The organism is Endozoicomonas sp. PH6C (genome assembly GCF_059322965.1).
This window is the reverse complement of record NZ_CP185342.1, coordinates 3,429,652-3,453,670: the sequence shown is the minus strand read 5'-3', so window position 1 is coordinate 3,453,670 and position 24,019 is coordinate 3,429,652. Positions and strand designations below refer to the sequence as shown.

The following is a 24,019-nucleotide window of genomic DNA, read 5'->3' as shown; positions in this document are numbered from 1 at the left end:
TTCCCTTAACGCAAGCCGCTGCACATGCAGACGCATATCCACAGGATCATGAATCAGAAATAAGCGCGCTACAGCCTCTAACCTTGAATTCTGATACAGCGGAAATCCTGGATGTGTGTTCCAGACTCGATATCGATTGTTCCTCATTTGTCAAAAAAAGCACACCACAGTCTGTAACTTTGGACTCTACCGTAGCGCAAGAGGAACTCTTGAATATTGGTTTTAAAATAGGTATTGATTGGCAAAAATTTGCCAGAAATACCGGTGTTCTTAATGAAAAACATATAATAGAAATTGATAAAGCTAACGTTGGGTTTGATGATAAGGCAAGGGCAATGATGGAAAAATGGAAAAATGGAAAAGCATGAAATTTCGGATTACCTTCAATGACTTGCTGGATGTTTTTACACTAATCGGACGATTTGATCTTATAACCGAGGTAGTAGATCGTTATCATTTGTGAAATTGTTAACTTTTTATCCGGCTCCCCAAGAGAACTAAAATGGCTATCCCTGTATTTGACTAATTGACCGGATATAATAATCTTCTCCTGCTTCCGATTATTACTGCTGTAGCAGGAGATCCCATTACTCGAACCCGCAGCAGCCTGTTTTGACTGATTCAGGTACTGCCTGAGCCGTCAAGCAACAACATTGATTTTGTTAGTTTAGGGGCAAAGTGATGGCGACGTTTAATAGTAGTTTGGCTGCGAATTTTAAAGGTTTTTTCGAGAAATATCAGAAAAGATGGGAATAGATAAAACAACTTCAAATTTAGGGTCTATTGTTATCCCTCCTCAATAAAATTTGTAGGCAAAACTCACTATGAAAACGGCAAGGATTTTCGCTATGACTCGCTTGTTTCTGTCGTTCATCCTGTCTTTTATTTTGCCACTTGCAGGTCACAGTTCTGCTTATACCAGCCTGTTGAGTTGGCCAGATTGGGGGAGTTCTCCCAAAGACACTGAGAAGTGGGGTGAGGCATCAGGAGAGATTAACAAACTGTCGTTTATAGGGAGCAATCCGCCCCTCCTTCTTACTTATGATCGCAAGACGCTTGAAGAGAGCGGTAAAACAGTTTCTGAACTGGAGAAAAATCAGCTTTACATCATCCTCGATAGCCAACCGGGTGACCTGTTTAATTTTTGTTTCAGGACGCCTCCTGCATTATCGACAGGAAATTTTCCCTCCCCTCCTGTCATTAAAAAACCTCTAACGGATCAGGGTATGATGGATATACAAAATGGGAGAATGAGACGGGTCGAATCGGCACAAGACAGTGGTTTCCGGCAGCATGAGTACTCGGCCAGATGGCGTTTACCGGCAGGTAATCAGTCTTTGGTTCTGGCCATCGAAGACAATGGTAATGGATGGGTTATTGAACCGGAATGTAGCGGTATTCTTTCAGAAAACGCTGTTTTAAAGTCGTCATCGGGCAGCAACGCATCTGATAGCAAAAAAGCATCATTTGTCGATATTTTTTACCGTAATAAACAACCTGTACAAAATGGGCCTGGTAAGCCTGATGGCAGCAGCCGTTTCAGTGGGCCTTTTGCAATACCCGGAACCTCTGAGACCGCCGATAACAGCGAGCCTTACATAAGCTCTGGTGGTGGCGGTTTTGGTGGTGGCGATGATTTAGGTGATTTATTCAAGAAAAAGCCAGGAAATGGGATGGCTCCCCTTTACTCTTTTGAATTAACGAGTCAGCCGGTCAGTAGAATGATCCTGGTGCCTGTCGCCGGCGGGCAGACCGTAAAAAAACAAATTTGGGATACCCGGATTGTGCTCAAAATCAAACGGGGTTGGAATGAGCAGGTGATTATTATTTCGCAGGAACTTTGGAATAAGATAAGGGGTGCAAATCTTGAAAGGAGTTCAGGGCTTTTTCTGGCATTGTCCAAAAATCCCGATAATCCGGAAGCTGCATTTGAGCATTTCCTGAGCAGTCAACCGGCACAGCCGTTACAAACGGAAGACTATCGTCGTTATGCACAGCACGAGTTTATTTTAAGTCCCAAACAATTACGCAGCGTGACCGTTTTTCCGGGCCATGTCCCCACTGGGATCAGCCACTCCGGGGGAAGCAGTGAGGCTGAAAAACAAATGGCCGACCTTAGTGAAACCCCACCTGCCAATACCCGGTTTAAACAAGACAATGGTCGTGAAAGTCAAGGTAGCCGAGGTGGAAATGGGAGTGGGGGCGACGATGGGTCAGGTGGATCTTCAAACAATGGGTTATGCCAAAATTGTAATAAACCGGTATTAGCTTTCAATAAATGTAAAGAATGTCTGGATCGTGAATCCAGTGCACTTGAGCAGGAACCGACTAAAAAACTGCTTCCTTTAGTAGGAGGAGTTAGGAAAATGCCAGAATCAGGAATCAATGTGCTAGAACAGGAGGCGACTGAAGAACAGCCTCTTGCCACTAGACAAGATAGAGAAATACCGGTGTCAGGAACAAAAGATGCTGATGCTTCAGCAATCGAGGTGTTCCAATGGTTCAAAAGTTTGAAATTAAATGATAGGCGGAGAGCAAATCTTTTTCACACTAATCATCACTATATTTTTCCAGAAATTTATAATCTTTTAACTCATAGTTTTTTTTCAGACAAAAATACTCTTAGTGATTTTCATTCGAAATGGATTAGTTTTGTAGAGAATAATATATCACTTTATGATCTTATTTTATATGTTGGTGAGTTGGCAACATCGCAGGGAGTCGAAGAGCATCTCGAGGTGACGAGAATTATTATAGCGCTTGCATTATATAGAAATGTATATATAGACGAAGTTGCGCTGGTGCGATTCAAAAACGAATTGCTGAACAGCCTGGTGGATAATAATCTTTTGATATCTGATGACTCAGACCAAGTTTTTTATTCAGGGTTAGTTCGCGAAAAGAAAGTGGTGCTAATTAATTCTATTTATCAGTTTTTTAAAAAGACGGGGCGTCTACTACAAGAAGAAACTGTTCCGTCGGGATTTAAAACAATAGAAATGTTAAATAAATTAGGCAGAGATGTTTATGCTAAGTATATTTTTGGTTTTCCGGTTATTGATGGCCAAGGGTTTGACATTATTATGTGGGGCTATTCGAGCCAAGGTCAATATTCTTTTATTACTCCATCTAACAAAAATAATTTGCTTGAAATGCCTGATCATCAAACACTTCAGGGACTAGCATTAAATGTTTCTGGCGATGGATCATCAAAATGTGAAGATGTTAGGGGTATGTTTACTGCTTTAGTTCTTATAAGATCAATGTTATCGTATCGTTTAAGTGGTATATTTCCTGAACATAGTCTTTTAGCTGAAGAGCTACCCAGTAAAGAACTTGAGCTTTTGATGGATTTTACCCTTAAAGCCAGAGAAAAGCTTGTTGAGGCATTGGAGCTTAGTGAGCCAGAAGAAAGAGACGAATTCATTCGTAGTATGTTTTTGATCTTTGGTATGGTACCTAGAGAATTATCTAATCTATTGTCTTGGGAAGTTAATCACGAATTTTTTCCGTTAACGCAAGCCGCTGAGTATGTATCGAAACATCCGCGGTATCATCCATTTAAAACAGGCACTCCACAGGCGGTAATTATGAAAGCTCCTTTACCACTGGGAGAATTGCTGAATATTGGTCTTAAACTAGGGAAAGATTGGAAGAATTTTGCCAGACAAACGGGTGTTTTTAGTAATCACAACCTAAGGAGTATTGATGATGATATCGATGAAGATGATGGAAAGGCAATGGAAATGCTGGAACGATGGAAAAAAAGGAAAGTTGGACTTACCTTTAAAGACTTACTGCTTGTTCTTGAAAAAATAAAACGAAATGATCTCAAGCGCGAAGTAATGGATCGTTATGGTCTTTGAAACTATTGGCTTTTCAGCTTGTTCCCATGCTTTTTGGCTCTGTAGCTTGTAGCGTGGGAACGAGTTGTTGTAGTTTTGTGACAGTCTTCAGAACACGGGGTTAAACGGCATATCTGATAAAGAATCTGAATGTTTTTGTCAGGATTTCTTGCGAAGATGTTAGTAAGAATATTGAACAAATATCAAAACTGAGACTCTTAAATAGTCTGAGATGAAAGAGTTAGAGGGTTATACAATGTACTCAAACATAAATATGGAGGCTAGTGGCTCCTTTGCGGCTACAAATAATTGTCCAAATAACCAGGCAAAAGAGCCGGTAACGTATCAGGGTCATACCCTAGTCAGTGTGGAGTCTGTAGTCGGCTCTGATTTACCAGGGGTGAGTGCCTGTCAGCAAACCTCCATCAGGTTAAGAAAATACACCGCTTATGATCATCCTTTAAGTCATGTCTTTAAACATATTCAAGATGTTATTTCAAAAAAATATGGAATCACTGTTGGAATCAATAAAGACAGGCTTGTTTTTGATTTAACTAAAAAAATCAATGAAGAACAGGATCTGCTTTTAGAATTTGGTGAATATCATTATTTAGTCTCAAGTGCCTTCAATGGTACGGATATTCCTGATTTAATCAGAGCTGAAAGGCTAATTCCTATTGTTCTGAAAGGTGATAGTAAAAGTCAATTCATTTTAGAGTTTAAGTATTTTCCTGAGGCCTACGTGCATACTCTTTATGGAGAAGAGACGCCACTTAAAACACTATCTATTATGCCCTTTTATAATCCTGAAGCATTAAACGATGTTGATAGTTCTATGTTAAGGCTGGATATGTTTGATGTGGGGTTCATAGATGGCTCGCCACGATACATTTTTACTACAGGCATTTGCCCCTGCATTTGTGTTGCTTTTTTTGATAAATCTCTAAATAAGGTGCTACTTTGTCACTTTGCTGGTACAGATTTTTTATCTGAAAAACTATCAGAAATTTTTGATTTTTGCGATCAGCAGAAAATGAAAAGCCTTAAATGCCATATTGTTGGTGGAGAATGTAAGTTTCTAGGTCAGAAATACGGTTTTTTAGATTTAATTGACTTTATATCCGCAAAAGGTGTTCCCATAAAACAGATGTTTGTTGGTGATAGTAAAGACCGTCCAAAATCGGTAGTTATAGACACCAGGGATATGAGCTTGTATGGGCTTCCTTTTAGTGATCTTGATTTTCCTGCAAGCAGCCAAGACATGTATGTATCGAAAAAGAAACTTAGGCGTATAGCAAAGATGCCTCTCATAACGAAGAATCATAGCCTTTCATTATTAACGGCTGGTCTGGATGCCTGATTTAAACTGAAACGAGTGGAAAGGGCAGCCTTCGTGACACAGTATGTTCAAAGACTGGAGCATATTGTCGGCCTTTCTTGCAATGTTGTTAGTAATAAAAGTGAACGATTCTCGAAATAAAGTCTCTAAAATAACTGAGTGATTTAAGATTGAGGAATTATATATGGACCCAAGAACAGGCTTGCATGAAAGCTGTGTGTTTGCTTCCATAGATCACACTTCAAACAACCAAATTAAAGAGCAGGGAAATAATAAGGGGCATACTGTTTTGAGTGTTATGCCTCTGGTTTCGTCTGGTTCCTATGGGATGAGTGCCTGTCAGCAAACTCCTATCAGTTTAAGAAAATACACCGCTTATGATCATCCTGGGAAACAAGTCTTTAAACACATACAAGATGTTTTTTTAGAAAAAACCGGAATCCCTGTTGTCGTCAATAAAGGAAGGCTTGCTTTTGATTTAACTGAAAAAATCATTGATGATCAGGATGGCTTTTTTACATGCTCAGGGTGTCATGCTAAATTAGGACATCTATTTGATGGCACAGATATCCCTAATTTAATTAGATCTGAAAGACTAATTCCTGTTGTTCAGAAAGGTGATAGTGAAAATCAAATGCTTTTAGAGTTTAAGCATTTTCCTACTGCCTATGTCCATACTCTATATGGAGAAGAGACGACTCTTAAAACACTACCAATTGCACCTTTTTATAATTCTCAAGCTTTAAGTGACGTTAATACTTCGATGCTGAGGGTAGATGCGTTTGAAGTGGGGTTTAGCGATGGCTCACCACGATACATTTTTACTACAGGTCTTTACCCCTGCATTTGTGTCGCTTTTTTTGATAAATCTCAAAATAAAGTGGTACTTTGTCACTTTGGTGGAACAAGTATTTCACCCAAAAATCTATCAGAGATCTTTGATTTTTGTGATGAGCAAAAAATGAAAAGCCTTGAGTGTCACATTGTAGGCGGTCAATATAATTATCTAGGTCAGAAAAACGGTTTTTTAACTTTGATAGATTATATATCTTCAAAAGACGTACCCATAAACCAGATGTTTGTAGGAGATACCAAAGATCGCCCAAAATCTATAGTCATAGATACCAGAGACATGAACTTGTATAAGCTTCCTTTTTGTGAACTTGATTTTCCAGTAAGCCACTATGAAATGGATTCAACAAAGGAAAAGTTCAGGCATATGGCAACGATGCGTCTCATAACAAAAAAACACAGTCTTTCATTATTGACAGCTGGTTTGGATTCCTGAAGTGAATTGAAACTGATACAAGTCAAAAGGGCACCCTTAGTGGCACGCTAAGGATAAAAAAACTGGAGGTGTAACTATGTCAGACATAGTTGCAAAGTTGTTCGTAATGAGCGTGAACGACTGCCGAAATCAAGTCGCTAAAGTAGCCGAGTAGTTTAAGGAATTGTATTATGGACCCAAAAGTAGGCCTGGATGCAGACCTTGTTTTTACTTCTATAAAACACACTTCAAATAGCCAGTTAAAAGAACAGGTAACACATCAGGGGTATTCTGTTGCGAGTGTCGAGCCTGTAATCTCCCATGGCGATCAGGGGATGAGGGGTTATCAACAAACACCTGTCAGTTTAAGAAAATACTCTGCTGATGATGATCGTAGAAGTCATCTATTCAAAAAGATTCACGATATTGTTTCAGGAAAAAAAGGAATTACTGTTAGCATGAATAAAGATAGGCTTATTTTTGATTTGACTAAAAGAAATAATGTGAATCAGGACAACTATTTTAAAGATGGTGAATATCACGCTTTAATCGGAAATGCATTCGAAGGTACAGATATCCCTGATATAATCAGAGCGGAAAGGCTGATTCCTATTGCTCGGAAAGGCTATAAGGAGAAACAATTAACTGTAGAGCTCAAGGTTGCTCCTGAGGCCTACGTCCATACTTTGTATGGTCAGGAAGTGCTACTTGAAACGAAGCCTTTTACCCCTTTTTATAATCCCCGGGCATTAAAGGATGCTGATACCTCTATGTTAAGAGTCAATATGGATGAATTGGGGTTCACAGATGGTTCGCCACGATATATATTTACCACGGCTCTCGCTCCCTGCATTTGTCTTGCTCTTTTTGACGGGTCTCAAAGTAAAGTGCTACTTGGTCATTTTGGGGCTGCTGATTTTTCATATGAAAAGCTGTCAGATATTTACAAGTTTTGTGATCAACAACAAATGAGAAGCCTCGAGTGTCATATTGTCGGTGGCTGGTATCAATATTTAGGTATGGAAAACGGTTTTTTGAGCTTGATCGATTTTGTATCTTCAAAAGGTATTCCCATAAAACAGTTGTTTGTCGGTGACACCCCAGATCGTCCAATGTCCGTAGTTGTAGATACTAAGGATATGAGTCTGTACGGGCTTCCTTTCAAAAGCCTGGACTTTCCGACAAGTATTGTAGAAAGGTTCAGAGCAAAGAAAGAACTCAAGCGCTTAGCCAAATTGTTTCTCCTGACAAAAGATCATAGCCTTTCACTATACACATCTGGTTTGGATGCCTGATGCGAGTTAAAAGTGAAGTGCGAAATAAGGACATTGATACAGAGTAAAGAAGCTCCGGCCTGTTTAACGGAGCTTTTCAAACGTTGCGCGGTCAGTCGTGGAGGTGTTCCGCTGCGTAAAGTGTGTTTTCCAGCAGAGTGGCCACGGTCATCGGGCCCACACCGCCTGGTACAGGCGTGATCCAACTGGCTCTCTGCTGTGCCGTTTCGAACTCGATATCACCTACCAGTCGACCGTCGTCCATACGGTTAATGCCGATGTCGATGACTATTGCACCTTCTTTAACCCATTCACCTTTGACCAGTCCTGGTTTGCCAACGGCAACCACCAGAATCTCGGCTCCGCCTACAACCTCTTTGAGGTCGTGGGTAAAGCGATGAGCTGTTGTTGTTGTGCAGCCTGCCAACAGTAATTCCATGGTCATGGGGCGGCCAACGATGTTGGATGCGCCAACGATCACTGCATTTTTGCCGCGAATGGCTTCACCGGTACTCTCTAGCAGGGTCATAACACCTTTTGGTGTGCAGGGGCGCAGCATTGGGATGCGTTGAACCAGACGGCCAATATTATAAGGGTGGAAACCATCTACGTCTTTGTCAGGACGAATGCGTTCTAATACAGGGTCGCAGTTGATGTGCTCTGGCAGTGGCAGCTGAACCAGGATGCCATCAATGGCCGGGTCCTCATTCAGCTGGTCAATAAGGCCCAAAAGGTCTGCTTCGCTGGTAGAAGCAGGCAGGTCATGAGAAACAGAGTGAAAGCCAACACGTTCACAGTCACTTCTTTTTTTGCCTACGTATACCTGGGAGGCAGGGTCGTCACCCAGCAGAACGACAGCAAGACCCGGTACCCTGAGTCCCTGTACAATCCGTTGTTTGACGCGTTCAGCAATGGAATCTTTCAGTTTTTCGGCAATGGCCTTGCCGTCAATGATTCTAGCGGTCATGGTTCTTGGTGGATGCCTGTTAAGCGGACGAGTTGCCCATTTTATCATGGAAGTTCTTTATTGTTCATGAATTGAATAGGTCGAAGATACCTATAGCTATTAGATGGAGTTCTCCTGGAGTGCCGAATGACCCGGGTGATTGTTTTCGGCTGAAAAAATGAACGTTTCGAGTCTGGTCAGTCTGGTACTCCTGTGTTAGATTGTTTGCCGTTGGAAGCAAGGCGGAGCTCAAGTCCGGCGACTCGTTGATGGCTCAGATGATTGAATTAAATCGACGTTGACGAGACACTCTCTTCTGGGTAATATTCGCCGCGCTGCAACGATCAGCACATTGGATTAACAGAAAGTTATCCATGACTCGGGGTATAGCGCAGTCTGGTAGCGCGCCTGCTTTGGGAGCAGGATGTCGGGAGTTCGAATCTCTCTACCCCGACCAGATTAATCACTGGTTAAAATGTTCTTAATGTTTAGACGAGTGATAACTTATGATGCGCCCGTAGCTCAGCTGGATAGAGCATCCGCCTTCTAAGCGGATGGTCGCAGGTTCGAATCCTGCCGGGCGCGCCATAATTAACTGTCTCGAAGAGTCGGTTATTGCTGGTGGGCGTAGCTCAGTTGGTAGAGCCCCGGATTGTGATTCCGGTGGTCGTGGGTTCGAACCCCATCGTCCACCCCAGTATGAAAAAAGGGTTTAAGCCCGATATTTGGTTTGTCAAGAGTTAAGCAGCATCAGTAAAGTGCTGTAAGCGGATGTGGTGGAATTGGTAGACACGCTGGATTTAGGTTCCAGTGCCGCGAGGCGTGAGAGTTCGAGTCTCTCCATCCGCACCAGTGAACGATACGGGGATAAGCTTGCTTATCCCCGTTTTTGTATTGGAAAAATAGCCTGTTTGAGCCGGGCATTCTCTCTGCAACTAGTCCGCAGTCCCAGCTCGCTGGTGAGGCGTGAGAGGGGCAGGGGTCTGTTTGTATGATCCGGGGTGCAACCTATAAGTACTTTTGCTAGTCTATGCGCCTTTGTTCCATACGTACTGCAACTCAGGTTTTATTGAGGAACGCAAATGCAAGTCTCCGTAGAAACGACTTCCGGTCTGGAGCGTCGCCTGACAATTACAATCCCAGCCGACAAGATCGATGGGGAAATCAACAAGCGACTGCAGGATCTGTCTCGTCGTGTTCGCCTGGATGGTTTCCGTCCCGGCAAAGTGCCTATGAAGGTCGTTAAGCGTCGCTATGGCCTGGGTGCACGTCAGGAAGTGCTCGGTGAGCAGATGCAACAGGCGTTTGTAGAAGCGATAACCCAGGAAAATTTGAATCCTGCAGGTGCGCCCCGTGTTGAACCCAAGAATGACGAAGAAGGCAAGGATTTTGAATTCGTAGCCATCTTCGAGGTTTATCCGGAGATTGTAGTGGGTGACTTCGCAGGTGTTGAAGTTGAGCGCCCGGTCGCTGAAGTTTGCGATGCTGATATCGATGAAATGGTAGAAACTCTGCGTGCTCAGAGCAAAACCTTTGAAGATGTAGAGCGTGCTGCTGAACTGGGTGACCAGATCGTATTTGATTACGTGGGTTCCTTTGCTTCAGGAGAGAAAGACGGTGAAGAGTTTGACGGCGGCAAGGCTGAGAATGCCACTCTGGAGCTGGGCTCTGGTCAGATGATTCCGGGCTTTGAAGACGGTCTGGTTGGTGTTTCAGTCGGTGAAGAGAAGACGCTGGAACTGACCTTCCCGGAAGACTACCACGCTGAAGAGCTGAAAGGGCAAGCCGTTAAGTTTGCCTGCAAAGTGCACCAGGTGCAGGCTGCCACTCTGCCAGAACTTGATGAGGCATTCTTTGAGCGTTTCGGCGTAGCTGGGGGTGGCGAAGAAGCTTTCCGCACTGAAGTTCGCAAGAATATGGAGCGTGAACTTCGTCAGGCTATAAAGAGCAAGGTTAAGAATCAGGTAATGGACGGTCTGCTGACTACTCACGAGATTGAGGTTCCTTCGCCACTGGTAACTCAGGAAATCGACCGCATGCGTGAACAGGCTGTTCAACGCTTTGGTGGTGCTCAGGGTGGTTTCGATCCCAGGCAGTTGCCTGCTGAACTGTTTGAAAAAGATGCCAGGAAGCGTGTAGCTCTGGGTCTGCTGATTGGTGAAATCGTCAAGCAGCGCGAAATCAAGGTTGATGACGATCGCGTTCGCGCCATGATTGAAGAAATGGCCTCTGCTTACCAGACACCACAGCAGGTTATCGACTGGTACTACAGCAACGAAGAGCAGCTCTCTGAAGTGAAGTATGTTGTTCTGGAAGAGCAGGTAGTAGATACTGTTCTGGAAGCAGCCAAGGTTTCTGATAGCGAATGCAGCTACCAGGATGCAATCAAGCCAGCTGCTCCTGCTGAAGAAGCCGAAGCTTCCGAAGAACAGCTGGCCTGATCAGGGCGTCGTCTAAGGTTTTGACGCGCGCTGCCGTATTAACGCCTTGTGTGCGTCGATAATGTTAGTCACTGTATCACTACAGTGGTTAAACCATGACACGTTTCGCGACCCGCTCTATGCGGGTCGTTCCTCTTCGACTTGGCAAGGAGTTAAGACAGGACATGTCCAGACTGATCGAAACGCAATCCGTGGCAATCACCAATTCCGGCCTGGTTCCAATTGTCGTTGAGCAGTCCGCCAGAGGTGAGCGTTCTTACGACATATACTCAAGGCTACTCAAGGAAAGAGTTATCTTCCTGGTGGGTCAGGTTGAGGATCACATGGCCAATCTGGTTGTGGCTCAGCTACTGTTTCTTGAGTCAGAGAATCCAGACAAGGATATCCATCTCTATATCAATTCTCCGGGTGGGTCGGTTACTGCCGGTATGTCTATTTACGACACCATGCAGTTTATTAAACCGGATGTTTCAACCATGTGTATCGGGCAGGCCTGTAGCATGGGCTCACTGCTTCTGGCGGCAGGTGCTAACGGAAAACGTTATGCACTGCCTCACTCCAGAGTGATGATTCATCAGCCGCTGGGTGGTTTTCAGGGACAGGCGTCTGATATTGCTATTCACGCCCAGGAAATCATGACCATCAAGGAACGTTTGAATCATGTGCTGGCCAAGCATACCGGGCAGCCCATGGAAGTGGTTGAGAAAGATACTGACCGTGATAACTTCATGAGTGCCGAACAGGCAATGGAATACGGCCTGATTGACAAGGTTCTGAGTAGTCGCATTCCGACTGACAAGTAAAAGCGTGGAGTTTGAACGAAAATAGCCTCGAGCTGTCTATTCTTGTTCAGACTCCCGAGTACCATCTGGCAGAAACAGATTAAAATCAGGCAAAGGTGGACAGTGAGTGCTTTTGTGGAGGCAGTCTCAGTATTGGTAACAGATTGCCCCAATGTGACGGAGTAAATTGAATCCATGACAGTTTCTGCCTGAGGCATGAAAAATAGGTCTGACTAACCTCTCGTAGACTATTTTTCTGTAATTTCTCCTGTTTGACACTTGAAAATACGTCCCAATGCCTGCATCTTGTTTTTTATGACAGGTGTTGTTCCTCCAACAGGTAATCGAATGACCGACGAAACTAGCGGCAAGGGTGAAGATAACGGCAAGTTGCTGTACTGCTCTTTCTGCGGAAAAAGTCAGCATGAGGTGCGCAAGCTCATTGCCGGCCCTTCCGTATTTATTTGCGATGAGTGTGTTGATCTGTGCAACGACATCATCCGTGAAGAAATTCAGGACAGTGAAACAGAGACTTCCTCTGACAAGCTGCCGACACCCCGGGAAATCAAGGATATTCTCGACGAATATGTGATCGGTCAACCGCGCGCTAAGAAAGTGTTGTCGGTTGCTGTATACAACCACTACAAGCGCCTGCGATATGGCGATAAGAAAAAAGATGATGTAGAGCTGGGCAAGAGTAATATCATGCTGCTCGGGCCTACCGGCAGTGGTAAGACATTGCTGGCCGAGACACTGGCAAGGCTGCTAAATGTGCCCTTTACTATTGCCGATGCCACCACTCTGACCGAAGCAGGTTATGTGGGTGAAGATGTTGAAAATATCATCCAGAAGCTGCTACAGAAGTGTGACTACGATGTAGAGAAGGCCCAGGTGGGCATTGTTTATATTGATGAAATTGACAAGATTTCCAGAAAGTCTGACAACCCCTCAATTACCCGTGATGTATCCGGTGAAGGTGTTCAGCAAGCCCTGCTCAAGTTGATTGAAGGTACCGTTGCTTCTGTTCCGCCACAAGGTGGTCGCAAGCATCCTCAGCAGGAGTTCCTGCAGGTAGATACCTCCAATATCCTGTTTATCTGTGGTGGTGCCTTTGCCGGTCTGGATAAAGTGATTCGGGACCGCACTGATAAAGGTGGTATTGGTTTCTCGGCGGAAGTGAAGAGCAAGGATAGCAAGAAGGATCTGAGTGAAATCTTTAATGAGGTTGAACCGGAAGATCTGGTTAAGTTTGGTCTGATTCCGGAGTTTATTGGTCGTCTGCCAGTGATTGCCACGCTGGAAGAACTGGATGAAGCTGCTCTGGTTCAGATTCTGACCGAACCAAAGAATGCTCTGACCAAGCAGTATTCAAAGCTCTTCGAAATGGAAGATGTCGATGTCGACTTCCGTGAAGACGCTCTGCGTGCAGTGGCTAAGAAAGCTATGGAACGAAAGACGGGTGCCCGTGGTCTAAGGTCCATTCTCGAAGGTGTTTTGCTGGACTCCATGTACGACATACCGTCAGAGAGGACGGTTTCCAAAGTGGTCATTGACGCTTCCGTGATTGAAGGCAAGTCTGAACCGCTGATGATTTATGAAAACACTGGAGCACAGATGGCAGCATCTGACGACAGTTGACTATAAGTTCGCATTTTTACAGAACCGGGAACCCTGTCAAATGGCAGGGTTTCTTTTTCCCGGGAGCAAATCCACAACCGACCAAAATAGCGGGATTCTGGTAAAACGCTTATTGCTTTATTTTTTCAGTGTTGGATTACATAGGCCCAGCTCTGATGGGGATGACAGAAAAATACAAGAGATACATTGCTCTTGACAGACTTCAAAAACTGTTACATTAACGAATTTGGTCAGCGTTATTGTGGTACTAAGGTCTATAAATTTTACTTGCCGGGTGGGTAGAGAGTCTTGTAAAAAATCAGATCAGTGGCCGTATAGAGAATTGATCGAAAGAAGTTGCGAAGATAAGCTTCTCAATCATGAAAATCTACCACAGTTGGAAGCAATAAACACTATTGTAATTTCCGCAAAAAAGAAGCATCTTAAACCTTAAGCCAACGGTGCTGCACGTTTACAGGATGTTGCCCGTTGTGAGCCGTTCCGGAACATTATAATACCGGAGTCATGTAAGTAGAAATGCCGTAAGGGGACTGAGTCATGGATAAAAACGATACTTTGCATCTGTCAGAGCCCTTTGAGCTGCCATTGCTGCCTCTCAGGGATGTGGTGGTGTATCCGCACATGGTGATACCGCTTTTTGTCGGGCGTGAGAAATCCATACAGGCCCTTGACCTTGCCATGGAGCAAGATAAGAAGATTCTTTTGGTGGCCCAGAAAAATGCCCAGGTCGATGATCCGGTCGTAGACGATATTTTTCAGGTGGGCACACTTGCCAGCATTTTACAGCTTCTAAAGTTACCCGATGGTACCGTCAAAGTTTTGGTTGAAGGTGAGGGCCGTGTCACTATCAATCGTTTGGATGAAAGTAATGATTATGTTACGGCGGAAGTTCAGGAATTCATTGAGCAGGAAGTCAGTGAGCGCGAGTCGGAAGTTCTGACCCGGTCATTAATGTCCCAGTTTGAACAGTATGTTCAACTGAGCAAGAAAGTGCCTTCTGATGTACTGACGTCCCTGACAGGAATCAATGTGCCCTCCAAGCTGGTTGACACTGTCGCCGCTCACATGCCCATGAAGATTGAGGACAAGCAGAAAGTGCTTGAAGTCGAAGATTTGGGTGAGCGGCTGGAATACCTGATCGGTATTATGCAGGGTGAGTTGGATTTTCTGCAGGTTGAAAAGAAGATTCGTGGCCGTGTCAAAAAACAGATGGAGCGCAGTCAGCGTGAGTACTATCTGAATGAGCAGATGAAGGCTATCCAGAAAGAATTGGGTGATATGGATGAGACGCCTAATGAGTTGGAAGAGCTGAAACAGAAGATTGATGATGCAGGTATGCCTGTCGAGGCGAAAGAGAAGGCCATAGCAGAGCTCAGCAAGCTCAAGATGATGTCGCCAATGTCCGCTGAAGCGACTGTGGTCCGTGGTTATATCGACTGGATGATTGCTGTACCCTGGAAAAAGCGCAGCAAAGTTCGTCATGACATGAGGCGTGCTCAGGATATTCTTGAAGCAGAACACTATGGTCTGGAAGAGGTGAAGGAGCGTATTCTGGAATACCTGGCAGTACAGAAACGTGTTCGCAAGATAAAAGGTCCTGTTCTGTGTCTGGTGGGACCTCCCGGTGTTGGTAAAACCTCTTTGGGCGAGTCGATTGCCAGGGCTACTAATCGTAAGTTTGTTCGTATGGCTCTCGGTGGTGTTCGTGATGAAGCGGAGATCCGTGGCCACAGAAGAACCTATATTGGTTCCATGCCCGGCAAGCTGATACAGAAAATGGCCAAGTCCGAAGTGCGTAACCCGCTTTTCCTGTTGGATGAAATTGACAAGATGGGTTCTGATATGAGGGGCGATCCTTCTTCAGCTTTGTTGGAGGTACTGGATCCCGAGCAGAACAACTCATTCAACGATCACTATCTGGAAGTGGACTATGACCTTTCTGATGTCATGTTTGTTTGTACCTCCAACTCCATGGATATCCCGGCACCACTGCTGGATCGTATGGAAGTGATCCGGATTCCGGGTTACACCGAAGATGAAAAAGTGAATATTGCCCAGCGTTATCTCGTCACCAAGCAGATCAAGAACAGTGGTCTCAAGGCTGGTGAGCTGGAGTTTGAGGAAGACGCCATACGTGATGTCATCCGTTACTTCACTCGGGAAGCAGGCGTCCGGGGGCTGGAAAGGGAAATTGCCAAAATTTGCCGTAAGGCGGTTAAGGATGAAGCACTTTCTGCTCAAGAGCGTTACGATACAGTGACCCCTGAATCACTGGAATATTTCCTGGGGGTTCGCAAGTTCAGCTTTGGTAAGGCGGAAGATCAGGATCAGGTGGGTCAGGTAACCGGACTGGCCTGGACCCAGGTTGGCGGTGAGCTGCTGACTATTGAGTCAATGGCGGTGCCTGGGAAAGGGCAGATTACCAAGACGGGTTCTCTTGGGGATGTTATGCAGGAGTCTATCCAGGCTGCCCTGACTGTCGTTCGTAGCAGAGCCCATTCACTGGGAATTCCTCAGGATTTCCACCAGAAGAATGATCTGCACATTCACGTTCCTGAGGGGGCTACGCCCAAGGATGGCCCAAGTGCCGGTATCGGCATGTGCACAGCTCTGGTTTCTGTACTGACTGATATTCCAGTCAAGGCCGATGTTGCCATGACCGGGGAAATCACTCTGAGAGGGCAGGTGCTGGCCATTGGTGGTTTGAAAGAGAAGCTTTTGGCGGCACATCGAGGTGGTATCAAGACGGTCGTTATTCCGGAAGAGAATCGCCGGGATCTGAAAGAGATTCCGGAGAATATCAAGGAAGACCTTACGATCGTGCCGGTGAAGTGGATTGATGAAGTGCTGGAGATTGCCTTGCAGTATATGCCAACTGCTGACAATGAAGAGCCGATTAAGGATCTTGAAACCGAGGCTGCATCTGGTAGGAGACGTTTAATCAAGACCCATTGAGCATACTGATCCTATTAAAACAACAGGCTGGTACAAAAGTACTGGCCTTTTTTTTGGAGTTAGTGCGCAGAGGCAGTATTGGCGGTTGTTGCCGCTGTTGACAGTTCCCATAAGGCATTGGTATAAACAGCGTCTGCTGTTAAGTAGGCTCTTGTGGGTTTTAGGAGCCTGAGAATTATCCGTTTCGGATACAATCTGCAACTCGTTTGATGCTGTTTCGCTTTTTTGCCCTGTTCAATTCTTTCAGATGGAAAGTCAGAGGGTATTTCGAAGTCGTTGTGGCCGTTCTGTAATAAACGGGGAGCTGTTGTTAACTGTTTGATTGGAACATACGATCAGATTAGGCAGAAAACGGCAGAAATTACCGGGTAACCTGCGCTATCGCTTGAGTTTTCAGCTAAAATCACGCAGCATAGCAAAGCACCCGTCAGGTATGGTATCTGGGGCAGTCAGACTGTCTTCAGTACCAACAAGCTATTTTTGGTTATAGCTATTTTTGGCTATAAAAGCATCGTACAAAGAAGGGGAATAGAGTGAACAAGTCCGAGCTGATTGAAGCAATTGCGGCATCTGCTGACCTTCCCAAGGCTGCCGCTGGTCGTGCCCTGGACGCCATGATTAACTCTGTCACCAATGCACTTAAAGATGGTGAACAGGTCGTCCTGGTTGGTTTTGGTACATTCGCTGTTAAAGAGCGTGCGGCTCGAACTGGCCGTAACCCTCAAACCGGTGAGCCTATTGAGATTGCTGCTTCCAAGATCCCTAGCTTCAAGGCTGGTAAAGCTCTTAAGGATGCGGTTAACAGCTGATAGCGCGCCTGGGATGAAGTCCTGAGACTTCAACAAACCACAAAGGAACTGTGGCAAGAATCTGCAGTTGTTTTCAAAAAGGCTGTTAATTTTTTGCTGCTTTCCGAAAAGGCGCATCTTAAGATGCGCTTTTTTTGTTGGTGAAGCCTGAAATTCTGAAACTCCGTTTTACGGGTCAGGGGATAAAGGTCATACCAGCAGCACCTGACACTACGTCTCAAGAGCTCATTCTCAAGAGCTTACAGAGAGGTAAGTGATGTCATCGTAACAGGGCTCGAACATCAGGTTCGTGTCTCTATGAATATAAAGCTAAAGCGAGCCCGGAACCTGAGGTTAGTATGCTCCAATCAATGAGGGATAAGGCAAAGAGCTGGGTAACATTTGTTGTTGTCGGCATCATTGCTTTTATGATGGCGATTACCGGCCTGGAAACACTGGCGCCGAATCCTAATAATCCTAACGTTGCTAGCGTTAACGGTGAAGATATCACCCGTGCCCAGTTGACACAGTCGCTGGAGCAACAGAGAAGAATGCTTATTCAGCAGATGGGTGATCAGTTTGATCCATCCCTGATTGATGAAAAACAACTCAGGGAGTCTGTTCTTCAATCTCTGATTGATCGCAGTCTGCTGCTGCAGGAAGCCAAAAATGGTGGTATGGGTTTAGGTCAGAAAGAACTGGATGCCATGATCGTTCGTATGCCTGAATTTCAACAGGACGGTAAATTCGACCAGGATCGCTTCATGATGATGGTCCGCAGTTTGGGTATGTCTCCAGCTCAGTTCCGTGTGCTTTTGAGTGACGAAACAGTTTTGCAGCAAATTCAGGCCGGTGTTGCAGGTTCCGAGTTTGTCACCCAGTCAGAGATTAACAGGCTGACTGCCCTGGAAAGCCAGAAGCGTGAGATAACCTGGCTGACACTGGATGTTGCAAAAGTTCGTGACAGTATTGAACCGACTGAAGATCAGGTTAAATCCTACTACGAAGCCCACCGTGATCAGTACATGACATCAGAGCAGGTTGAGATCAGTTTCGTAGAAATGGATAGGGCTTCCATGGTTGAGGATCTTGAAGTCGATGAGCAGGCTGTCAAAGATGAATACCAGCGTCGACTCCAGGACATCGAAGAGAATGCCGCTGATACACAAACAGTGTCCACTATTTTGATTCAGACCGGTGATCAGCGCTCACTGGAAGAAGCTCGTAAAATTGCTGCAGAAGTAGAGTCCAGGCTGAAGGCGGGTGAAGCTTTTGCCAGGCTGGCAGAAGAGTACTCGGACGATCCCGTAACCTCTGCCAAAGGCGGTGATATGGGGCAGGTTCAACCAGGCATCTTTGGTGATACTTTTGATGAAACGGTGGCCTCTCTTGAGCCAGGACAGGTTTCCAGGCCAGTTGAAACTGACTTTGGAGTCCAGATCATCAAATTAACTTCTCGCGAGAAGCCCGTCATTTCGAGCTTTGATGAACTGAAAGATGAAATTGCTACCGGGCTTAAGGCTCAGGAAGCCGAAACCATTTATCTGGAAAAAACCCGTAAGCTGGCGGATATCAGCTTCGAAGCATCTGATCTGGCCCAACCGGCAGAACAGCTGGGCCTGACCATCCAGACGGCAGGTCCTTTTACTCGCCAGGGTGGAAGCACCGATGTAACTTCAAACGCTAAAGTTATTGCAGCTGCCTTCAGTGATGATGTGCTTGAACTGGGTGCCAACAGTGAACTGATTGAGCTGTCTCCAGAAAAGGCCATGGTTCTTAGAGTTAAAAAGCACCTTAAACCAGAATTGCGTCCTATGGCTGAAGTGCAGGACAGCATTGTACAGGCTCTCAAGATTGAAGAAGCACGAGAGCAGCTGGTCAAGAGGGCAGAAGCTCTGCAGGCGAAACTGGTAGCCGGCGACACGGTTAAGCAGGTAGCTGAATCTGAGGGTCTGAACTGGACTGAGGCAAAGACGATTGCCAGAAGAGAGCAGGGCGTTCCTCAACCCCTTCTGATTGAATCTTTCAAAATGCCTCATCCTGAAGACGGGAAGTCGAGCTATGCTTCAGTCGAATTGTCCAATGGTGATATCGCTGTTGTTGCCCTTAGTAAAGTAGTTGAAGGTAAGCCACTCGAGGCAGATACCGCCAGTAATCGAATGATGGCGAGCTACATCGCTAACGGTAATGGACGTAACCTCTTTACCGAGTACCTCAAGAGCCTGAAGGAAACCGCAAAGGTTAAGATCACTAAACAAGAAGAGTGATCTCAGGTTAGCCCAATCCGAATGGCAGCCATAAACCCCGGTTTTTATTGGGGTTTATTTTTTCTGGCCGAGTATGGCGCTGTTCCGGTCCGCATGGTGGCGACTACCCATTTTCGTACCAAACAGAAAGCGGAATCTCCGTCGGAGCAGGTCATACAACGTTTAAAAGACTGTGGTCTGACATTGCATCCGGAAAAGACAAAACTGGTCCAGGTGACTTTGTTAAGAAAATGGTACAAAAATTATTCTAGCCGTATGATCACTCATCATGAAGTATAAAAAGCAGCCTTCGAATTGCTCTTTAGATATATTAATTGAATAACGCTTGATATTGTCCAACAGGCAATGTGTAATGCTTTCGTTATGTTCAATTAAATCAGTTTCTGATGCATGATATAGGAATGTTCTGTTTGACAGCATTGAATCTACATCATGCCTGGTTAGCCCTCGTGGTATGTTTTCTTTAGAGTTTTTTTCTACTGTTAGTAATACAAGATAATTTTTTATTTGAGCTGATTTGGTTTGTCTGGAAAGTTGATCGAATGTTGAATAAATTGTAGATGATGCTCCTGAATAATTAATAATCTTGGCAATGTCTTCCTGTCTATTAATGTAAGTGTCTTGCTGCTCTACATTATCAATCAAGATAGACAAATCCTCCTCGTTCATCCGAATAGCTTCATTGATTGGAACCACTAATGATGAATTGACACTGAATTCTGATGGTACGTCTAATTCAGCATTTGCTCCTGGTGGCGGGAATCTTAGATTCCTGGTTGCTCGTAATGCTAAGGATAATCCTCTACCACAGCCATAGAGGATAGTTACAGGAAGGGCTGCAATTGAAATGCCTGTGACTGCTGTTGCTGCACCAATGGTAAGAAAAGTGCCGCCTATTAAAATACTAACACCTGCCAGTGTTGGAATTGATCTGATTGTTGCTCGCCAGCCATGGTATGTTGTTTGAACGCCATTACTTACAACGGTAAGTTGTGCCCCTGTTTCAGAAGTTGAATATCTATATTCAGAAGTTGAATATCTATAGTTAAATTCAAATGAATAAGAACGCTCGGAAGAGGCTAAAGCCAAGAGAAACGATATTATATAAAACAGCTTTATCGTAGAGTGAGAGGTTGTTTTCATGGACTCAACCTATGCATTAGAAATTTCATTTAAGGTAGAGTCGTTTTTGTCTTTTGTCACGTAACGAGTCTGTAGAAAAAACATCTCAAAGGCTGCTATCTCCAAGAGACTCACTTTAATATTCCATTTAATCCTGTTTCAGATATTCAGTTACTGACTTTTTCTGGTTTTTCAGGGTAAGTTCGGTCGGTCTGATTTCCTGCCTATGACCAAGCGGTGGTTCCGACGTCACCTGCCGTTTGCCGTAAAAAACAACCGAGAGGCACCCGATTACTGCTGATGAAGGCTTCTTTATAAGTCCAGACGCTATAGGCTGGCTGTAGCCTGTGAAGTCAGAAACCGCCCTTGACAAGGCGGAGAGCGTCACAGCAGGTATTGTAAATACCTGAATTCCCATTAATAAATGCTTATTATTCCGGCGGTAAATGAGGGCAGGGGATCTGAACCAGTTGAGTATTTTCATCAACATACCATTCTATTTGACCGTTTTTGGTGCTCAGTTTCACTGTAACTTCTGGTTCTGTTGCTGCAACGACATCCCGTTTCAGATCTTTCATGGAAACAATGGATCTGCCGGAAATTTGATATGTTTCCAGTCCCATAATCCCGGCACCTTTTGCTCCCAGTGAATAGGGTGGTTTGCTGGCGATCATTGTGTAATCAACGGCAAGGTCACCGTTTGCCAGTTGTGTGACGGTTATCTGGTGGTTATCGTCAGCGTCCCTGCCCATAGGATTCAACAGAAAGGGGGTCACCTTAAACAGTCGATAAGTCTCAAGTTTGGTCTGGTAAGCAGCAAAAGTCTGGGTCAAAAGTTTTGACAGAGTCCTGGCAGCACGTATGTCGCCAAGAAAACGCATCAGTTGAGTGACTTCCAGCGTATGTCCGATACGAGAAAAAGTTTGATCCTTTCTTCGCTTTATGCTGCCAGTAGCTACCTTGAACTGATAGTCTGTTCGCACGCGGTCCTTTTCAAATTGGCTCAGCATTTCGTTGGAATCGTTAATACTGTTCAGAATGACTTGCCACTCTTTCGTCATGTTTTCTTTTATGCCCAGAAATTCCGGGGAAACAGGCATGTCATGGTTAAGACCATACTTTAACGCCACGGGTAATCTTTTTGTTAATTCGCCTGTGATATGGCTCAGCCATTTTTCTGAAGGCTCCCCGATCATTTGGCGGGTGTCAGAAGAAACACTGGGTACTGAACAGGCATCGTGTATTTCCTCAACGAGAGCAAACAGGTGTGATAGACCTTTGTCGTAGGAAAAAATTTCCGTTCCTGAAGCCACTTGGACCAGCAATGTGGGAATGTCTGCAACGTAGAAATTTCTTAAATTTCTATCAGAATTATTGAATCGTTCAACCCTCTGTACAATAAAAGTCATATCCTGATGAAATGTTTGTTGCCAGGGAGTGTTCTGAATTCCATGGATAGGTTGATCATTTGTCAGGTGCCGGGCGATAAGGGTAAAAAGCTGGCTCTGCATGCTCATTTGCTCGGGGGCCTGAATCAGCAGTCCCATGATGTAATGATTAAGTCTCTCCTGAGTCAACTGCTGTTGTTGAATATCGGACAACATTGCTGCCAGCATCTTTTTAGTGCTTTCATCCAGGGAGGCTGAACTCCACGACACAAGGCACTCTATCAAGTCCGGCTGAATGGGATTTGAAGTTTCTGCGGCTTGCAGTTGCTGCTCAAGGGTCTTTCCGGCCTGAAATGCTTTTACAAAACGCTTGATGGACTGCTCTAGTCCATCAAAGTACTGAATTCCGGGTAGGAGAGTCAGGTTAATCAAATGGTTTTCATCCAAGGGTTCACAAAGCTGACTCTTCAAAGGTTCATCGACCTGTTGCGACAGGGACTGACAGAAGTGTTCCAGCTTTTGTAATGTCATCAGGCCTGTTTGTTCAGACACCAGCGCCTTAACCGGTCGGGACCTGCGGGTTCGTTCCATCAGTTCAATATGGTCGAGCGTGATATCGACTGAAACCAGTGTGTAACTGTTGTCTTCTTCCCGATGGATAAAGCCCATCTGGCTGAGCTCATTGTTGGTAAAAAGTGGTGCTTCTTCTGTTCTGGCAGGATAAACACAGTGAAACACAAACCCCTGATCAAGTTTTCCACCGTCGTTTAACCAGATTCGACCAAACTCAACCGGGTCTGTACAGGCGAGATAGCGATCAAGCAGGAACAGCTTTCTGTTATTCACTTTTGATGCGAAGAATCCTGAAGGCTTCAGTGAGTTAATCTGACCAGAAGCCATTCCAAGCTTTGTTAATACAAAGGCTACTTTGCTGCGCAGCTGATTTTTGTCTGCATAAAAGTCCGAATAGTGCTGTTCCAGAGACGCTACAAATTGATTCAGTTCACGCTGCCAGAGCTTTTTGTGGCGCAACTGCAGTAGTTCCTCTCCCTGACCTCTGGCAGTCACTTGCCAGTGTGCCAAGGTTTTTGCAGAAAAGGGCTGAACTGTCGGAAGCGTATTTTGTGTGGGCAGACTCCTGACCTTATGACCCAGCCAGAAACCGGAGAGACGGCCAATTCCACTGTGCAGAGAGCGATAGACTGAGCTGACAAAACTGGGTATTCGCATACCGGCTTAATCTTCCATGAAGAGGCTGATGGGGGGCTGTGTAAACTTTAACCTATCATAAAAAGCCAGAGAAACATGAGTTGTTAAGCCAGTTTCGTGTGCGCCAAACCCTTGTCAATTATTGGGGGACGCTCCCTCTCCGGTCGGAATTGGTACACCGATTGAGAATTAGTTTTCCAGTTCGAGCATCCAGTCACCTGGTATCCAAAAGTCGTGCAGATCCAGTGATAATACCGGGCGATCACCCTGATCAGACAAGGCCCTGGCATCTTTAAAGGCTTCAAGGCAGTCATCTTCGAGAATTGGGCCAATCAACTCAGGCCGGTATTTGTTGTCTTTTCCTGCCCGGTCGAGAATTTCGACGGCTTCGAATCCGAAAGAGCAATCCCAGAGTTCTTTGAGGCTGATTCTTGAAGCGCCGTAGGCGATTCTGGCAATGTTGATATCGTGCATATTGCACCAGAGAATCGTCGACATGGCTGCGCAGTCCGGCTCGGTATTGGTCAGCAGAATCAGCTCCTGATCCCGGCGGACATGATAGTTCTGTGCCAATGCATGAAGGGCCAGACCTTCAGCGCTGAACAGGGGACTGATATGCCGGGCATAAGCGGCAGTCACCAGAATCTGGCCGCAGGGGTCCAGGATGCAGCAGGAAAAAGGTGCTACGGGGTTGGCATTGATGCCAAGCTCGATCAGCTCTCCCATCATTTCTTCGTACTCTTGCATAACCGTTCTCC

15 protein-coding genes, 4 tRNA genes and 1 pseudogene are annotated in these 24,019 nt (G+C 45.1%); 15 read left to right on the top strand and 5 right to left on the bottom strand.

The window, feature by feature from the left end; all coding sequences use genetic code 11:
* Positions 1-83: 83 nt before the first annotated feature.
* The 5 genes from ACOMG9_RS12950 (at position 84) to ACOMG9_RS12930 (ending at position 7,746) form a co-directional block, all read left to right on the top strand.
* A complete protein-coding gene (locus ACOMG9_RS12950) occupies positions 84-368 on the top strand; it encodes a death domain-containing protein (RefSeq protein WP_494530333.1) in 285 nt (94 codons plus the stop codon).
* Between the two features lie 480 nt (positions 369-848).
* Positions 849-3,866: a hypothetical protein gene (locus ACOMG9_RS12945; protein ID WP_448217205.1), complete on the top strand. Its 3,018-nt coding sequence runs from the start codon at positions 849-851 to the stop codon at positions 3,864-3,866.
* A gap of 211 nt (positions 3,867-4,077) precedes the next feature.
* Complete coding sequence (locus ACOMG9_RS12940) at positions 4,078-5,205, top strand: hypothetical protein (RefSeq protein ID WP_448217204.1); 1,128 nt, start codon at positions 4,078-4,080, stop codon at positions 5,203-5,205.
* Between the two features lie 163 nt (positions 5,206-5,368).
* Complete coding sequence (locus ACOMG9_RS12935) at positions 5,369-6,472, top strand: hypothetical protein (protein WP_448217203.1); 1,104 nt, start codon at positions 5,369-5,371, stop codon at positions 6,470-6,472.
* A 170-nt stretch (positions 6,473-6,642) separates the two neighbouring features.
* Positions 6,643-7,746, top strand: a complete 1,104-nt coding sequence (locus ACOMG9_RS12930) for a hypothetical protein (RefSeq protein WP_448217202.1) — start codon at positions 6,643-6,645, stop codon at positions 7,744-7,746.
* 91 nt (positions 7,747-7,837) lie between these two features.
* Here ACOMG9_RS12930 and folD read toward each other — a convergent pair whose 3' ends face one another.
* The gene (folD, locus tag ACOMG9_RS12925) at positions 7,838-8,692 is read right to left on the bottom strand and encodes a bifunctional methylenetetrahydrofolate dehydrogenase/methenyltetrahydrofolate cyclohydrolase FolD (protein WP_422133929.1); all 855 of its coding nucleotides are present in this window, start codon (positions 8,690-8,692) and stop codon (positions 7,838-7,840) included.
* 359 nt (positions 8,693-9,051) lie between these two features.
* Between folD and ACOMG9_RS12920 the strand changes: the two genes are divergently transcribed.
* The 10 genes and pseudogenes from ACOMG9_RS12920 (at position 9,052) to ACOMG9_RS12875 (ending at position 19,542) form a co-directional block, all read left to right on the top strand.
* Positions 9,052-9,128: transfer RNA gene (locus ACOMG9_RS12920), tRNA-Pro, on the top strand.
* A 54-nt stretch (positions 9,129-9,182) separates the two neighbouring features.
* Positions 9,183-9,259 (top strand) — tRNA-Arg (locus tag ACOMG9_RS12915).
* Positions 9,260-9,292: 33 nt separating this feature from the next.
* A tRNA-His gene (locus tag ACOMG9_RS12910) sits at positions 9,293-9,368 on the top strand.
* A 70-nt stretch (positions 9,369-9,438) separates the two neighbouring features.
* Positions 9,439-9,523, top strand: a tRNA-Leu gene (locus ACOMG9_RS12905).
* Positions 9,524-9,753: 230 nt separating this feature from the next.
* Entirely contained in the window at positions 9,754-11,112 is a 1,359-nt protein-coding gene (gene tig / locus ACOMG9_RS12900; protein ID WP_422133928.1) for a trigger factor, read from the top strand.
* Positions 11,113-11,276: 164 nt separating this feature from the next.
* Complete coding sequence (gene clpP, locus ACOMG9_RS12895) at positions 11,277-11,915, top strand: ATP-dependent Clp endopeptidase proteolytic subunit ClpP (RefSeq protein WP_422133927.1); 639 nt, start codon at positions 11,277-11,279, stop codon at positions 11,913-11,915.
* Between the two features lie 327 nt (positions 11,916-12,242).
* Positions 12,243-13,532 (top strand): ATP-dependent Clp protease ATP-binding subunit ClpX, encoded by a 1,290-nt coding sequence (gene clpX / locus ACOMG9_RS12890; protein ID WP_448217201.1) that lies wholly within the window; start codon positions 12,243-12,245, stop codon positions 13,530-13,532.
* Positions 13,533-14,069: 537 nt separating this feature from the next.
* The gene (lon, locus tag ACOMG9_RS12885; RefSeq protein WP_448217200.1) at positions 14,070-16,487 is read left to right on the top strand and encodes an endopeptidase La; all 2,418 of its coding nucleotides are present in this window, start codon (positions 14,070-14,072) and stop codon (positions 16,485-16,487) included.
* 530 nt (positions 16,488-17,017) lie between these two features.
* Positions 17,018-17,296, top strand: a pseudogene (locus tag ACOMG9_RS12880) (HU family DNA-binding protein); the annotation flags it as partial.
* A 338-nt stretch (positions 17,297-17,634) separates the two neighbouring features.
* On the top strand, positions 17,635-19,542 hold the full coding sequence (locus ACOMG9_RS12875) for a SurA N-terminal domain-containing protein (RefSeq protein ID WP_448217199.1): 1,908 nt from the start codon (positions 17,635-17,637) through the stop codon (positions 19,540-19,542).
* A gap of 222 nt (positions 19,543-19,764) precedes the next feature.
* On the opposite strand, the gene ACOMG9_RS12870 is transcribed toward ACOMG9_RS12875, so the two are convergent.
* From ACOMG9_RS12870 to ACOMG9_RS12855, 4 genes are all read right to left on the bottom strand, one after another.
* Entirely contained in the window at positions 19,765-20,685 is a 921-nt protein-coding gene (locus ACOMG9_RS12870) for a hypothetical protein (RefSeq protein ID WP_448217198.1), read from the bottom strand.
* A 127-nt stretch (positions 20,686-20,812) separates the two neighbouring features.
* Positions 20,813-21,082 carry a hypothetical protein gene (locus ACOMG9_RS12865; protein WP_448217197.1) on the bottom strand — a complete coding sequence of 90 codons (270 nt, stop codon included), beginning with the start codon at positions 21,080-21,082 and terminating at the stop codon, positions 20,813-20,815.
* 13 nt (positions 21,083-21,095) lie between these two features.
* Positions 21,096-23,282 (bottom strand): BAR domain-containing protein, encoded by a 2,187-nt coding sequence (locus ACOMG9_RS12860; RefSeq protein ID WP_448217196.1) that lies wholly within the window; start codon positions 23,280-23,282, stop codon positions 21,096-21,098.
* Between the two features lie 168 nt (positions 23,283-23,450).
* Positions 23,451-24,008: a hypothetical protein gene (locus ACOMG9_RS12855; protein WP_448217195.1), complete on the bottom strand. Its 558-nt coding sequence runs from the start codon at positions 24,006-24,008 to the stop codon at positions 23,451-23,453.
* Between the last annotated feature and the right edge of the window lie 11 nt (positions 24,009-24,019).